The sequence below is a fragment of the Methylobacterium sp. J-048 genome, assembly GCF_022829515.1.
Lineage (GTDB): Bacteria > Pseudomonadota > Alphaproteobacteria > Rhizobiales > Beijerinckiaceae > Methylobacterium.
The window spans coordinates 1-13,698 of the sequence record NZ_JAKSYL010000153.1; the positions used below are offsets into that span (position 1 = coordinate 1).

The following is a 13,698-nucleotide window of genomic DNA, read 5'->3' on the forward strand; positions in this document are numbered from 1 at the left end:
GTCCGGGGTCGTGGAAGGAACGGGCAGGCTCCCAAGCTGAGGTGCGGGCTTCAGTGCCCCAGGATGAGCCGGGGTCCTGCCCGTCGCCGCGGATCCGACCTTACCAGATCGGACGCCGACTGACTTACAAGGATGAGGGGAAGATTGGGATACACGTCAGTCAGGACCGTCACGCGACTGCGATCACGCAGTCAAACAGGCTCTGAGAGCGGTCGCGTCGCCGCCAAACGCGGATGTGCTGAAGGATCGGTGAGGGGCATTGCTTACCGTCAATGAGGCCCCAGGCTTGTGTCTGCTTTCAGGCAGCACTTGCAGCAACGGGTAAGACCCGGTTGGGCCGGAAGCAGCCCGTGTGCAGGCGAGCCGATTGAGGCGAGTTCTGGACGTGTCCGGCACGCCGCGCCTTCGCTCATACGGGCTCCTACGGATCCGTCGGTCGCACGCGAACGCCCGTCACAATCCCGAGGCGCTGCGGGCGAGCCCGTCAGCCGCGCAACGCCGCCTCGATCATCCCCGCCACCGCCAGCGCCCGGCCGTCGTCGCCGAAGCGGCCGATCACCTGCACGCCTACCGGAAGGTGGTCGCCGGGGACCGGCACGTTCACGCAGGGCACGCCCATCAGGGTCCAGAGCTGGTTGAACCGCGGATCGCCCGTGGAGGCCAGGGTCGCGGGGGCCGGGCCCGGGGCCGAGAAGGTCAGGATCGCGTCGTACGCGGCGAACAGGCCCTTGAGCACCCGGCGGGCCCGGTGGGCGTGGCGGCGGGCGTCGTCGTACTCCGCGGCCGCGATCGCCGCTCCCGCGTCGAGATGCTCCCGGACCCGCGGCGGCAGTGCGTCCCGATGGGAATCGTATTCCCAGGCCAGCGCCAGCCGGCCCTCGTAGTTCTGGATGATCCGATGGTGCTCCCAGGCCAGCGCCAGTTCCGGCGGCAGGGTCAGGTCGGTGACCTGCGCGCCCGACCGCTCGGCGGCCTGCCGCGCGCGGACCAGGGCGGCCTCGGCGGCGGGCTCCGGCGCTTCCGCAAAATCCTGCCGCACGAGGCCGATGCGCGGGGCGGATCCCGTCTCCGCCCCCTCGATCTCCGGGCGGCCGGTGACCAGCGCCAGGGCGTGGGCGACGTCCGCGACCCCGGCGGCGAACAGCCCGACCGTGTCGAGCGCCCAGGAATAGGTTTTGACCCCGACCGTCGGGATCAGCCGGAAGGACGGCTTCACCGCCGCGCAGCCGCAATAGCTCGCCGGCCGGATCACCGAGCCCGCCGTCTGGGTGCCGAGTGCCAGGGGCAGCAGCCCCGCGCCCACCGCGGCGGCCGAGCCCGCCGAGGATCCGCCCGGGGTGTGGCCGGGATCGTGCGGGTTGACCGTCTCGGTCGGGTCGCTGCTGGCGAAAGCCGTGGTGGTGGTCTTGGCCAGAGCCACCGCACCGAGGCCCTTCAGGCGCGCCACCACCGCGGAATCGCCCCGGGGTCGCCAGCCCGCGTAGAGCGCGGAGCCCATCTGGGTCGGCAGGCCGGCGCTGTCGATGATGTCCTTCACGCCCACCGCGATGCCGGCGAGCGGCCCGGATGCCGGGATGGCCGGGTTGTCGTCCAGGGTCACCAGCGTGCGCAGCGCCGGCTCCCGCGCGGTGATCGCCGCGCGGCACAGGTCGATCGCGCCCGAGGGCGTCAGGGTGCCGGCTTCGATGCGGGCGCGGAGATCGAGGAGTGACAGCATTCTGTATTCAGTCCCCGAGCCCGGCCCCTGTCAACCGATCGGCCACAGGCCGGGCCATTCCCGAATCGGCGTTGACGAACGCTTTACGCGGTCGTGCGCATCGTCCGGGTCATGTGGCGTGGCGTATCCCTGTTCTCGGCCCTGGCGCTGTTCGGCGCGGGGCTCACCGCGTGCTCGATCAACCGGTTCGAGCGGCGCGACCCGTGGCGCGACCAGGCGGAGCAGGTCTGCCTGGCCAAAAAGCTCGTCGAGCCGACCGAGTTCATCACGCCGATCGCGGCGATGGACGGGCCGGGCCCGTGCGGCATGCAGCAGCCCTTCCGAGTGACGCGGCTCGCCGGCGGCACAGTGGTGTTGAAGCAGCGGATGACCCTGGGCTGCCCGGCGCTCGCCGAGGCCGAAGCCTGGCTCGCCGACACGATCCAGCCCGCCGCCGAGCTGTATTTCGGCGTGCCGGTGGCCGAGATCAACGCCGGCTCCTATTCCTGCCGCGGGCGCAACAACCAGGCGGGCGCCAAGCTCTCCGAGCACGGCTTCGGCAACGCCATCGACGTGATGTCGATCAAGCTCGCCGACGGCCACGTGATCACCGTCAAGGGCGGCTGGCGCGGGACGGAAGCCGAGCAGGGATTTCTGAGCGAGATCTTTTTGGGCGCCTGCCAGCGCTTCACCACGGTGCTGGCGCCGGGCTCGAACGTGTTCCACTACGACCACATCCATGTCGACCTCGCCCGGCACGACCCGCGCGGCCTGAAGCGGATCTGCCAGCCGCTGATCAAGTTCACACCCCAGCTCGGCACCGGGGCCGAGCGGCCCCTGTCGCGCCCGGTCCCGCCGCCGCGCCAACCGGCCGCCCCGCAGGCGCCCGTGGATATCGAGGAGGACGATCCCTACGGCGTCTCGCCGATGTCGAAGGCCGCGAGCCCGACCCAGGTCGCCCGCGCCCCGGCGCGCGTGCCCGCGGCCACGGCCTACACCTCCGCGCCGCCGGTCCGGCCCGCGCCCCGCGTCGCCGCGGCGGCCCCGGAGGAGCCGGTGCAGGATGACGACGAGCCGCTGCAGCTGGGCGCGCCGCCGCCGAGCACGGGGCCGATCTACTGAGACGGGCCTCGGATTGCGGGACGATCACGAGGTGGTAGTCTCGCGGTTTCCGCGGAGGGGGCGATGCCGGCGAGCGATATCCTGGATGAGCACCACCGGGCGGCCAAACTGAATGCGTTGCGGCGGGACATCCGCGAGGGAATGGAGAGCGGCCCTTCGGCGCCGTTGGATATCGAAGCGCTGAAGGCCGAAGGCCGCCGCCGCTTGGCAGCCGCCGGGATCGTTCGGCGTCCGCCGCCCGGAGTGGACAGACCGGCACCTGGCGCTCCGGCACCGTGGCCGCCGCGCCGCACCGACCTGTAAACTGCTACATCCAACGCCGATCGACTTGACTGGCGCCCCCGCCGAGCCATCGTCTCGCGCATGCAGGACAGCACCCCCGTCGAGGCACGCGCCATGCGCCCGATCCTTCACAGCCTCGCCCTCGGGCTGGCCCTCCTCTCCGTCGCGCAGCCGGCTCTGGCCCGCTCGGCCCGGGAGGATGTCGAGCCCGCCGAAGAGCGGATTTTTCCGTTCGACGCGCAGATCCCGGGCTGCCAGGACCCGAGCGTCCTGGAGCGGGTCTCGACCAACTTCGCCGAGAAGGAGGCGAAGTACTGGAATTCGTCGATGACGATCCGGTCCTTCGACACGATCGAGCGCACCGCCTGGCGGCCCTGGGGGCTGGACACCTATCCGCGCCGGTTCTGCACCGCCACCGTCACCACCTCGGACGGCGTGCGCCGCAAGGTCGATTACTCGGTGCGCGAGAGCCTCGGTATCATCGGGGCGACCTGGGGCGTCGAGTTCTGCGTCCACGGCCTCGACCGCGACCTGGCCTACGCCTACGCCACGGCCTGCCGGATGGCGCGGCCCTGAGGATGCGCGCCCGCGCCGCCTGCCTCGCTGCCCTGCTGCTTGCGGGGCCGGCCGCCGCCCAGGATGTCGGCGGCTTCAGCCGCCGGGGCGAGCCGGGGGCGTTCGATTTCTACGTGCTGGCCCTGTCGTGGTCGCCGACCTACTGCGCCGGCGTGGGCGAGCGCCGGAACGACGTGCAATGCACCCCCGGCCGCGGCCTCGGCTTCGTGGTCCATGGGCTCTGGCCGCAATATGCCCGGGGCTACCCGCAGAACTGCTCCGCGGTGGAGCGCGCGCCGACCCGGCAGGCGCTGGAGGTGGCCGGCCAGGTCTATCCGAGCGAGGGGCTCGCCCGGCACGAGTGGCGCGCCCACGGCACCTGCTCCGGCCTCGACCCCACCAGCTACTTCCAGGCCGCCCGCGACGCGCGCCTCGCCGTGACCATCCCCGACGGGCTCAAGGGCGGCGGTGCCCCGCAAACTTTGGCGCCGATCGAGATCGCCCGGCAATTCGTGGCGGCCAACCGCGGCCTGCGCCCCGACATGATGGCGGTGATCTGCACCCGCGGGCAGCTCCAGGAGATGCGGATCTGCTTCTCCAAGGACCTGCGCGGCTTCACGTCCTGCCCCGATGTCGCCCGCGGCAATTGCCGCGCGCCGGACGTCACGCTGGATGCCGCCCGCTGATTTATTTGGGCGGTTTCGCGGTTTGAGGCTGGACCCGGACCGTGCGATCCGCTTCAGGGCGCAGCCATGAACTATCGGCACGCCTTCCACGCCGGCAACCATGCCGACGTGCTCAAGCACCTCGTCCTGGCGCGGGTGCTCGCCCATCTCCGCCTCAAGGACAAGCCGTTCCGGGCACTCGACGCCTTCGCGGGCCTCGGGATCTACGACCTGACCGCCGACGAGGCGTCCCGCACCGGCGAATGGCAGGAGGGCTGGGGCCGGATGGCTGAACCCTTCGCGCCCGAGGTCGAGGCACTGCTCGCCCCCTACCGGGCGGCCGTGGCGGCGGTGCAGGCCCGCTACGGCGCCACCGCCTATCCCGGCTCGCCCGCACTGATCCGCGAGGCCCTGCGGCCCGGCGACAAGGGCGTGTTCGTGGAACTTCACCCGGAGGATGCCGCGACCCTGCGGGACCGCTACGCGCGCGATACGCGCACCAAAGTCCTAAGCCTCGATGGCTGGACCGCCATCAACGCCCAGATCCCGCCCCCCGAGCGCCGCGGCCTCGTGCTGATCGACCCGCCCTACGAGGTCCCCGGCGAGGTCGAGCGGCTAGGCAGCCATCTCGCCCGCGCGGTGGCGAAATGGCCGACCGGGATCTTCCTGGCCTGGTACCCGATCAAGGACACGGCCGCGATCGACCGCATGGCCCGCGACCTCGACGCCGCCCTGCCCCGCCCGGCCCTGCGCCTCGACCTGCTGATCGACCGGCCGGATGACCCGACGCGGCTGTGCGGCAGCGGCTTGATCGTAGTCAATCCGCCCTGGCGCTTGGCCGAAGAGGCGCTGCTGTTCTTGCCGGCCCTAGCTCAGCGGCTGGCCCGGGAGGCGTTCGGCGGGTTTCGCTGCGATTCGATCGGCCGTGAGAGCTGATTCGTCACTATTGATTCGGGGCGGCGAGACCGGAACAATTCTTTAGGAGGTTTCACATAGGAGCGGCCGCCTTTGTTGTTGCTATAAAGCCACATTTCTCTGCGGACCCGCGCCACGACCCCAAGAATGACTAAAAACTAGGCAAGTGCCATTAGTTTGCTTTTGTATCATCCACGGGTCGGTGTCAGCTTGGCCGGGAACCAATTCGAACGAGCTGCGACACCATGCTGAAGCGATCCACCCTGGCCGGTTTGGCCACCGTGCTGCTCTCCTCGACCAGCATCCTCGCGGCCGATCTGGCGGCCCCGGCACCTGTGCCTGTGGCCCCCCCGGCTGAGCCCTGCAAGGCCACGCTCCTCGGCCCGACCTACAGCGGCACGATCAAGGCCAACCCGAACCCGACCTGCTTCTCGGCCGGTCCGCTGGGCGACCTCTATGTCGGCGGTGCCGTCACCGGCTACGGCTACACGCAGAGCAACCCGTTCGCGTCGTTCTCGACGCCGGCCGCCCCCAATGACCGGGATCGCTCTGCGCGGTTCGATTTCTCAAACATCCAGGGAATCATTCAGAAGCCCGAGGGCGCGTTCCAGTTCTACATCCAGGCTGGCGGCTACTCGATCCCGCAGCTCGGCTTCCCGACCCTCGGAACGTTCACCCAGACCGACCTGCTGTTCGGCCCGGTCCCGGTCGCTTTCGGCAAGATCCAGATCAACGACGAGTGGTCGGTCCAGGGCGGACGGATGTTCACTCTGATCGGCACCGAGCTGCTGTTCACCTACCAGAACCTGAACATCAACCGCGGCCTCCTGTTCGTGCAGGAGAACTTCATCAACCAGGGTGTGCAGGTCAACTATAGCAGCGGCCCGCTCTCGGTTTCGCTCGCGGGTACCGACGGCTTCTTCTCCAACGAGATCTCTTGGTTCACCGGCAACGTCGCCTACAAGCTCGACGACTTCAACACGATCGGCGTCAACGGCGGCCTCAACGTCGGGCGCACCAATGCCCTCGACCGCAGCGCCCGCTACCAGTTCGCAACGCCGAACGCGCAGCAGAACAGCGGTATCTTCAACGTCAACTACACCTACGCGAACGGTCCGTGGATCGTCTCGCCGTACTTCCAGTTCACCAACGTCGAGCGTGACGTCCGCCTCGGAATCAACAACACCGCGTCGACCTATGGCGGTGCCCTGCTGGCGGCCTATTCCTTCACCGACAACTTCTCGTTGGCCGGCCGTGTCGAGTACACCGAGCAGACCGGCGTGCGGGGCTCCGGCGGAACGAATCTCCTGGGCTTCGGCGCCGGCAGCAACGCCTTCTCGGTCACCGTCACGCCGACCTTCACGTTCGACCGCTACTTCTTCCGGGTCGAATACGCCCATGTCGAACTCGGCGGCATCACCCGCGGCAATATTGCCGAGGGCACGCTGGGCACCGGCTTCGGCCGCACCGGCAACCGCACGACTCAGGACCGCTACATGGTCGAGACCGGCATCACGTTCTGATCCGATTCTCCCTGCCGGCCCTCGGGCCGGATCTATCGAAGACCCCCGGGCATGCGTCCGGGGGTTTTTTCATGCGCGGAGAAAAATTTGAATTCGTTGCGGGCTATTGATCTTGTTTCGGATCGATCGTCGAATTAAAATATAGAATTGCTCCAATCAGATAGTATTGATAAGTGCTCTGTCATAGATCTTGGCATTTCGGCTGCGAGCGAGATCGCGTCGAACTTGCGGTGATGCCACGGCGTCACGTATTAGACTTCGCCTGTCATGCATGAACAGGCTGAGGACCTCTGAAGATGCCGCAGATCAAGGCTTTGTCGGACACGTTGCGGAGTGTCGCCGCGCCCGGCATGTCGCCGAAGGCGTTGCGCGCCGCTGTCCGGGACAGGCATCCCGATGCGTCCAAGAAGGATATCGTCCGGGCCGCCTTCTATGCCTTGATCGAGGAGCAGTCGCAGGATCTGGCCTGCCTGGCCGAATTGCACGGCTTTGCCCTGGTCGAGCGCGTGTCCGAGGATGAGCGGACCATCAAGGTCGATGGACACAAGAAGAAGCCGCGTCGGGCCAAGACGGCCGAGGCTGTGGCGGGCGAGGCGCTGAACTGAAGGCGGCCGCGGCCGTCCCGCGTCGGGGGAAACACGATCGGTGCCGCTCAGCCCCGCTGGAGCAGGCGCCGGCCGGGGCGGTGCCCCTCCTCCCCGGTGTCGCGAAATCCGAGCTTCTGCAGGAGGCCCCAGGACGCGACGTTGCCGGGGCGGCATTCCGCCACGATGATGCGCCCCGGGAAGCGCCGGGCAAGGAGCGCGACGATCGCCGAGACCGCCTCGAAGGCGAAGCCGCGCCCGCGGGCCGCACCCCCGATCCAGTAGCCGATCTCGATCGCGCCGGGACCGCGCAGATGGGTGCCCACGACGCCGACGAGGTCGGATCCCATGCCGTCCGCGGACGCCGCCTCGCCGGCCTGTGGCGCGCCCGGGCGACGCATCCAGGCCCCGAGGAAGCGGTCCTGGCCGCGGCTGCCGCTGCGGATCAGGTCTTCGGCATCGCGCATCGTGAAGGGCGTCGGCAGGAAATCGACCGCCGCGGTGATCGCCGGGTCGTCGGTGAGCCGGCGCAGGTCCTGGGCGTCCTCCGGGCGCAGGGCCGCGATCGACAAGCGGGCGGTCTCGAGCCGGGGCAGGTCGGCGAGGCTGTCGCGGGCGGCGCGAATGGTAAACATCGCTTCGATGTGGGGTGGCGGCCGGACCGGAAAAGGCACGGTCAGGCCCCCGCGTTTCATCCCGCGAACACGCTGGCCACTACTCAGACAGAGCGCAGCGCGGTCACGGATAGGCCGGACGGGAACGGTTGCTTAACCTGAATCCGTCTTCATTGGGGCATCAAGTTGCGTCAGGCAAACGGGTGCGTCGATGCGGGTGCGCGGTACGGGTCGAGGGTTACGGACGCTGTCGCGCGTCGCCCTCATCGGCATCATCGGCGGCGGTGCCGCCGCCTGTTCCTCGGACGCATCGCGCCTGAGCAACCCATTCTCCAACCCCTTCTCGTCGGAGCCCGCCGCCACCGGCAGCCTGCCGGAGGGCGGCCTCAAGCCGGCGCCGGCGATCCGCACGGGCCGGATCCAGTCCGAGGCGCTCGGCGCCCCCGGCGCGGCCCCGCGCCCGGCTGCCTCGGCGATCCCGGCTCCGAGCGCTTCGGCGGCGCCGACCACCCGCGTCGCCTCCACCGGCAACCCCGGCTGGAATGCGCAGGGCGGCACCCAGATCACCGTGTCGAAGAACGACAGCCTGAACCAGATGTCGACGCGCTTCGGCGTCCCGGCCTCGGCGATCCTGTCGGCCAACGGCCTGTCCAACGCGAGCCAGATCACCCCCGGCCGGCAGATCGTGATCCCGGTCTACAACGCCTCCGGGCTGAACCCGGCCGCGGCCCCGATGACCGCGCGTCCGGCCCGGGCCGCCGAGGAGAAGCGCGAGGACGCCCGGCAGATCGAAGCCAAGGTTCCCTCCAAGCGCGAGGACGCCAAGGAGGCGGCCAAGCGTGAGGATGCCAAGCGCGAAGAGGCCAAGCGGGCCGCCGCCGAGAAGGAAGCGGACCGCAAGGAGGCGCTCGCCCGGGATACTGCCGCCCGCAAGGTCGCGGAGGAGAAGTCCCGCAAGGAGGCGTCCCTGAAGGAGGCCGACAAGAAGAAGCACGTGCGCCCGGGCCAGGTCGCCAAGGCGGATGAGAAGAAGGCCGATCCGAAGGCGGGCGCCAAGGCCAAGGCCGAGGCGAAGGCCCAGGAAGCCAAGATCGAAGCCAAGATCGAAGCCAAAGCCGAGGCCAAGGCGGCCGCGAAGGCCGAGGCCACCCAGAAACTCGCCGAGGCCAAGGCCGCCAAGGAGGCGTCCCAGAAGGCCGCCGCCGCCGAGAAGCCCGAGAAGGTCGCCGCCAAGGAGGCGCCGAAGCCGGTCGCCGCGGCAGCGCCCGCCAAGCCCGAGCCCGCCGCCACCGGGTCGGTCGCCGAGGCCTCCGCATCCGAGAGCTTCCGCTGGCCCGCCAAGGGCCGGGTGATCTCGGGCTACGGCACCTCGGGCAACGAGGGCATCAACATCGCTGTGCCGGAAGGCACGCCGGTCAAGGCCGCCGAGGAAGGCACCGTGGCCTATGCCGGCTCGGACGTGAAGGGCTACGGCAAGCTGGTGCTGGTGCGCCACGCCAACGGCTTCGTCTCGGCCTACGCCCATAACGGCGAGATCGACGTGAAGCCCGGCGACAAGGTCAAGCGCGGCCAGACCATCGCCAAGTCCGGCGCCTCGGGCAACGTGACCTCGCCGCAGCTGCACTTCGAGATCCGCAAGGGCGGCTCGCCGGTGGACCCGATGTCCCAGCTCGCCAGCAACTGAGACGACGCAGTCGATGCGTTGCGCGCGGCGGTCCCGAGAGGGGCCGCCGTTCTCGTTCGCGACGGTCTAGGTCGCGCGATCAGGTCTGGGGCGCCTGCAGCGTTCCGTCCGGGCTGTGGTGGTCCACCGCCTCCGGCAGGGTCCTGGCCAGGGTCGGGAACAGCTGGTCGACCGGAATGCCGAGCTTCTGCGCCATCTGGCGGACCTGCTCGTTGTCCAGGACCTTGTGGAGGTCGTCGGCGGTGATCGGCTCGTTCGGGCCGCGGCCCAGCCAGGAATTCACCTGGCTCTCGTAGCCGGAGCGGCGGAGCTGATCGAGCAGCGCGTTGAGGCCACCCGGCAGGACCTGCTGGATGATGCCGGGCAGCGCCTTGAGCGCAATCTGCCCTAGCGAACCGCCGAGACTATCGAGCATGCTCATCCTGGTCCTCCTGTCGATCCCCGTACGGGAGGATCATAGGGCGTGACCGGGTCCGGCCGAGGGCCGCCGCCGAGATAACGATCAGCGGATCTGCGTGCTGAAGTTCGGCTGCGGCTTCAGCCGGCCGTCCTCGCTCTGGGCCGCGACCGCCGCGGGCAGGAACTCGGCGAGCGCCGTCGCCACCCGCCCGGCGGGCAGGTTGAGGTCGTAAGCCAGCCGCTCGGTGACCGCATCCGGCAGGCATCGCGCGACGGCGTCGACCGGGACGGGGCGGTTCTCGCCGGAGCCAATCCAGGACTCGACGGCCTCGCCGTGGCCGGTCTCGCGCAGCCGGTCCAGGAATGCGACGAGGCCGCCCGGGTAGAACTTGGCCAGCGCCAGGGCGAGCTTGCCGCTGCCGGTGTTCACGACCGCCCGGTCGGCCGCCGCGACCACGTCGCCGATCATGGTCTTCACACCGTCGAGCAGGCCCATCGTGTCGTATCTCCCGGTTCGATCACCGCGCCCAAGGTCGGGCGGATCGGGCTTTCGGCAAGAGCGGATGCGGCAATTGCGCGGGAATCGGGATAGGATGCCGGGCCAGCGAAGGAGCGATCCGTGAAGCGCGTTCAGGCCGGTGTTCTCGATGTCGCGTACTTGGAAGTTGGCCCGCCGGACGGCAAGCTGGCCGTCTTGCTCCACGGCTTTCCGTACGACGTCCATGCCTACGACGCGGCGGCCGAGCGCCTCGCCTCCGAGGGCGTGCGCTGCCTGATCCCGTATCTGCGGGGCTACGGGCCGACCCGGTTCCGCGACGCGGCCACCTTGCGCTCCGGCGAGCAGGCGGCCCTCGGGGCCGACCTCCTGGCCTTCCTGGATGCGCTCGGCATCGAGCGGGCCGTGCTGGCCGGCTACGATTGGGGTGGCCGGGCCGCCTGCGTGGTCGCGGCGCTCTGGCCGGAGCGGGCGGCCGGTCTGGTGAGCTGCGGCGTGGGCTACAACATCCAGAATATCCCGGCCGCGGGCAATCCGGCCTCGCCGGATGTCGAGCACAGGTTGTGGTACCAGTACTACCTCCACGGCGAGCGCGGCCGCGCGGGCTTGGCGGCCAACCGGGCGCAATTCTGCGCGTTGTTGTGGCGGCTGTGGTCGCCGACTTGGCTGTTCGGCGAAGAGACGTACGCCCGGACCGCCCAGTCCTTCGCGGAAAACCCGGACTTCGTGGACGTGGTGGTCCATTCCTACCGCCATCGCTTCGGATTGGTCCCCGGCGACCCGGCGCTGGTCGCGATCGAGGCCAAGCTGGCCGCGCAGCCGGAGATCACGGTGCCGTCGGTGGTGCTGCTCGGGGCCGACGACGGGGTCGGGCCACCGCCGGCGGAGGATACCGACGCCCGGCACTTCACCGGGCCGTACCGGCGCGCCATCGTCGCGGGGGTCGGGCACAACTTTCCCCAGGAGGCGCCGGACGCCTTCGCGGAGGCGGTGCTCGGCCTGCTGTGAGGGCTGGAGCGCGGGGCGTTGCTTTCGGGAAGCCCCTGGCTATAGTCCGCGCGCTTTCAGACAGGTCTGCACACGCCGCATCCGGCGGCAGGCCTGCGCGCCAATCGCAGGAGACGCTCGTTGATCACCCCCGCCTTCGCGCAAGGGGCCGCTACGGCCGCTGGCGGAGCGGAGATCGCCTTTCAGGTGATCCCGTTCGTCCTGATCTTCGTGATCATGTATTTCCTGATCCTGCGACCGCAGCAGAAGCGGGTCAAGGACCACCAGTCGCTGATCAAGGCCGTGCGCCGGGACGACACGATCGTCACCAATGGCGGCCTGGTCGGGCGCGTGACGAAGGCCGTGGACGACCAGTCCGAGATCGAGGTCGAGATCGCCCCGAACGTCCGCGTGCGGGTCGTGCGGACGATGATTTCCGAGGTCCGCGCCAAGGGCGGGCCGGCCAAGGCCGCCTGACACCTTCCATGAAGCGGCCGGCGTAACCCGCCGGCTTGACAGAGAAAACACCGGCCGATGCTGCGCTTCTCCCGTGCGAAGATCATCACGACCCTCGCGGCGATCCTGATCGGCCTGATGCTCGCGGTGCCGAGCTTCTTCTCGCCGGAGCAGCGCAAGGGCTTCGTGGCGAGCCTGCCGTCCTGGTTCCCGACCTGGATCGTCCCGACCCGGGGCATCGTGCTCGGCCTCGATCTCCAGGGCGGCTCGCAGCTGCTGCTGGAGGTCGACCAGAACGAGCTGGTCGCCTCCCAGGCCAAGGCCCTGCGCGACGACGTGCGCCGCACGCTCCAGCAGGAGAACGTGCGCGCCGACGGCGGCATCGGTCTGCTCCAGCGCGGCGTCCAGGTGAAGGTCGCGGACGACGCGGCCCGGGCCAAGGTCCTGCCCAAGCTGCAGGACCTGTCGCTGCCGATCACCACGTCGATCGGCCAGACCGCCGCCCGCACCCTCGACATCACCGAGCAGCCCGGCGGCGTGATCCGCCTGACGCTCACCGATGTCGGCATCACCGAGCGCACCCGCCGGGCCGTGAGCCAGGGCATCGAGGTCATTCGCCGACGCCTCGATTCCACCGGCACCACCGAGCCCTCGATCCAGCAGCAGGGCGCCGACCGGATCCTGATCCAGGTCCCGGGCGAGCAGAACCCGGAGCGGCTGGAGAAGCTGCTGGGCTCCACCGCCAAGCTCGAATTCCGCATGCTCGCCGACAGCCCCTCGGGTGACGTCGACATGCTGCCCTCCAAGGACGAGAAGGGCGCCAAGGTCCCGGTCGAGCGCCGGGTCATGGCGGATGGCGGCGAGCTGACCGACGCCCAGCCGGCCTTCGACCAGCAGTCGCACGAGCCGATGGTCAGCTTCAAATTCAACCTGCGCGGCGCCCAGCGCTTCGGCCAAGCAACCTCGGAGAATGTCGGCCGGCGCATGGCGATTGTGCTCGACAACGAGGTCGTCTCGGCCCCGGTGATCCGCTCGGCGATCACCGGCGGCTCGGGCCAGATCACCGGCAACTTCACGGTTCAGCAGGCCAACGACCTGTCGGTCCTGCTCCGGGCCGGCGCCCTGCCGGCGAAGTTCACCGTGGTCGAGCGCCGCGTCGTCGGCCCCGGCCTCGGCCGCGACTCGATCCAGGCCGGCAAGCTCGCGACCCTGGTGGCGGCGGGCCTCGTGGTCTGCTTCATGTTCGCCACCTACGGCACCTTCGGGTTCATCGCCAACATCGCCCTGATGGTCCATGTCGGGCTGATCCTGGGCCTGATGTCGGTGCTGGAGGCGACCATGACCCTGCCGGGCATCGCTGGCATCGTGCTCACCATCGGCACAGCGGTGGATTCCAACGTGCTGATCTACGAGCGCATGCGCGAGGAGAGCCATGCCGGCCGCTCGCTGATCTCCGCGCTCCAGGCCGGCTTCGACCGCGCCTTCGCGACGATCATCGACTCGAACTCGACCATGGCGATCGCCGCGCTGATCCTGTTCTTCCTCGGCTCCGGGCCGGTGAAGGGCTTCGCGGTGGTGTTCATCCTCGGCATCCTGACCACCGTCATCACCGCCGTGACGCTGACCCGGATGATGATCGCGGTGTGGTATAAGACGTTCAGGCCGAAGGCCCTGCCGTTCTGAATGAACTTCCTTTGGGGAGATGCATCGTCGCCGGTGT

At 69.4% G+C, this 13,698-nt stretch carries 15 protein-coding genes; 11 read left to right on the forward strand and 4 right to left on the reverse strand.

Going from position 1 to position 13,698, the window contains the following annotated elements; translation table 11 throughout:
* Positions 1-484: 484 nt before the first annotated feature.
* A complete protein-coding gene (locus MKL09_RS14845; RefSeq protein ID WP_244021222.1) occupies positions 485-1,717 on the reverse strand; it encodes an amidase in 1,233 nt (410 codons plus the stop codon).
* A 111-nt stretch (positions 1,718-1,828) separates the two neighbouring features.
* Here MKL09_RS14845 and MKL09_RS14850 point away from each other — a divergent pair, with 111 nt between their 5' ends.
* The 7 genes from MKL09_RS14850 (at position 1,829) to MKL09_RS14880 (ending at position 7,363) form a co-directional block, all read left to right on the forward strand.
* Complete coding sequence (locus MKL09_RS14850) at positions 1,829-2,818, forward strand: extensin family protein (RefSeq protein WP_244021419.1); 990 nt, start codon at positions 1,829-1,831, stop codon at positions 2,816-2,818.
* Positions 2,819-2,881: 63 nt separating this feature from the next.
* A complete protein-coding gene (locus tag MKL09_RS14855) occupies positions 2,882-3,121 on the forward strand; it encodes a hypothetical protein (RefSeq protein WP_244021224.1) in 240 nt (79 codons plus the stop codon).
* Positions 3,122-3,214: 93 nt separating this feature from the next.
* A complete protein-coding gene (locus MKL09_RS14860) occupies positions 3,215-3,676 on the forward strand; it encodes a hypothetical protein (RefSeq protein WP_244021225.1) in 462 nt (153 codons plus the stop codon).
* Between the two features lie 2 nt (positions 3,677-3,678).
* Positions 3,679-4,341: a ribonuclease T2 gene (locus MKL09_RS14865; RefSeq protein ID WP_244021226.1), complete on the forward strand. Its 663-nt coding sequence runs from the start codon at positions 3,679-3,681 to the stop codon at positions 4,339-4,341.
* A 66-nt stretch (positions 4,342-4,407) separates the two neighbouring features.
* Complete coding sequence (locus tag MKL09_RS14870; RefSeq protein WP_244021227.1) at positions 4,408-5,256, forward strand: 23S rRNA (adenine(2030)-N(6))-methyltransferase RlmJ; 849 nt, start codon at positions 4,408-4,410, stop codon at positions 5,254-5,256.
* A 224-nt stretch (positions 5,257-5,480) separates the two neighbouring features.
* Positions 5,481-6,758 carry a porin gene (locus MKL09_RS14875; protein ID WP_244021228.1) on the forward strand — a complete coding sequence of 426 codons (1,278 nt, stop codon included), beginning with the start codon at positions 5,481-5,483 and terminating at the stop codon, positions 6,756-6,758.
* 296 nt (positions 6,759-7,054) lie between these two features.
* Positions 7,055-7,363 carry a hypothetical protein gene (locus MKL09_RS14880; RefSeq protein WP_244021229.1) on the forward strand — a complete coding sequence of 103 codons (309 nt, stop codon included), beginning with the start codon at positions 7,055-7,057 and terminating at the stop codon, positions 7,361-7,363.
* A 47-nt stretch (positions 7,364-7,410) separates the two neighbouring features.
* On the opposite strand, the gene MKL09_RS14885 is transcribed toward MKL09_RS14880, so the two are convergent.
* Positions 7,411-7,977, reverse strand: coding sequence for a GNAT family N-acetyltransferase (locus MKL09_RS14885; RefSeq protein WP_244021230.1), 567 nt, complete (start codon positions 7,975-7,977; stop codon positions 7,411-7,413).
* A 190-nt stretch (positions 7,978-8,167) separates the two neighbouring features.
* Between MKL09_RS14885 and MKL09_RS14890 the strand changes: the two genes are divergently transcribed.
* The gene (locus MKL09_RS14890; RefSeq protein WP_244021231.1) at positions 8,168-9,640 is read left to right on the forward strand and encodes a peptidoglycan DD-metalloendopeptidase family protein; all 1,473 of its coding nucleotides are present in this window, start codon (positions 8,168-8,170) and stop codon (positions 9,638-9,640) included.
* Positions 9,641-9,719: 79 nt separating this feature from the next.
* Here the strand turns inward: MKL09_RS14890 and MKL09_RS14895 are convergent, their stop codons facing one another.
* Both MKL09_RS14895 and MKL09_RS14900 read right to left on the reverse strand, forming a co-directional pair.
* On the reverse strand, positions 9,720-10,061 hold the full coding sequence (locus MKL09_RS14895) for a YidB family protein (RefSeq protein WP_244021232.1): 342 nt from the start codon (positions 10,059-10,061) through the stop codon (positions 9,720-9,722).
* A gap of 81 nt (positions 10,062-10,142) precedes the next feature.
* Positions 10,143-10,535 (reverse strand): YidB family protein, encoded by a 393-nt coding sequence (locus MKL09_RS14900; RefSeq protein WP_244021233.1) that lies wholly within the window; start codon positions 10,533-10,535, stop codon positions 10,143-10,145.
* Between the two features lie 123 nt (positions 10,536-10,658).
* Between MKL09_RS14900 and MKL09_RS14905 the strand changes: the two genes are divergently transcribed.
* The 3 genes from MKL09_RS14905 (at position 10,659) to secD (ending at position 13,661) form a co-directional block, all read left to right on the forward strand.
* On the forward strand, positions 10,659-11,543 hold the full coding sequence (locus tag MKL09_RS14905; RefSeq protein WP_244021242.1) for an alpha/beta fold hydrolase: 885 nt from the start codon (positions 10,659-10,661) through the stop codon (positions 11,541-11,543).
* Between the two features lie 120 nt (positions 11,544-11,663).
* On the forward strand, positions 11,664-11,999 hold the full coding sequence (gene yajC, locus MKL09_RS14910) for a preprotein translocase subunit YajC (protein WP_244021244.1): 336 nt from the start codon (positions 11,664-11,666) through the stop codon (positions 11,997-11,999).
* A gap of 57 nt (positions 12,000-12,056) precedes the next feature.
* Positions 12,057-13,661, forward strand: a complete 1,605-nt coding sequence (gene secD, locus MKL09_RS14915; RefSeq protein WP_244021246.1) for a protein translocase subunit SecD — start codon at positions 12,057-12,059, stop codon at positions 13,659-13,661.
* The last annotated feature ends 37 nt before the right edge of the window (positions 13,662-13,698 follow it).